Below are 480 nucleotides of genomic sequence, written 5' to 3'. Positions count from 1 at the left end.
AGATCCAGTAATCTCCAAACCCTTGGACTCGCTAACTCAACATTGGCACGGCTGAAGGGGGCAGGTCATCATGAGCGAGCTCGAAGCGGAGGCCGACCATGACTGAACAGACGCTTCACGGACTAGACTTCGGGCTCGATCACATCGGGTGGATGCGAGAGATCCTCGCCCTGCTACCCCCACCGGCGGCCCGAACGCTTGGCCGTATCATCGTTTTTGCGAGAAACTCAGTATCATTTCACCGTATGCGAAAATCAAGTGGTGAAGGGTTCTCATTGAAGGGTGAAATTTCCGGCGCCGCTGCTGGGGAACCATTTCACCGTATTTGAGAACCTGCAGGTTCACAGAAAAATTGAGAAAACTAACAAATAGTTGCGCCAACTCGAGTTCGCCTTGGAGCTAGAGATGTAGGTTCTCACTCGTTTTGAAATTTTTCTCACATCGGTGAAATAAATTTCTCAAGAACGGTGAAATGGACCT

1 protein-coding gene is annotated in these 480 nt (G+C 50.2%); it reads left to right on the top strand.

Annotated features, from left to right (window positions below):
- The first annotated feature begins 98 nt into the window (after positions 1-98).
- The gene (locus C666_RS20670) at positions 99-329 is read left to right on the top strand and encodes a hypothetical protein (RefSeq protein WP_157280523.1); all 231 of its coding nucleotides are present in this window, start codon (positions 99-101) and stop codon (positions 327-329) included.
- Positions 330-480 lie beyond the last annotated feature (151 nt).

Origin of the sequence: Thauera linaloolentis 47Lol = DSM 12138, from assembly GCF_000310205.1 — a bacterium.
In the GTDB taxonomy this organism is placed as follows: Bacteria; Pseudomonadota; Gammaproteobacteria; order Burkholderiales; family Rhodocyclaceae; genus Thauera; species Thauera linaloolentis.
Note: the sequence above shows the minus strand (reverse complement) of the source record. Positions and strands in the feature narration are given on the sequence as shown.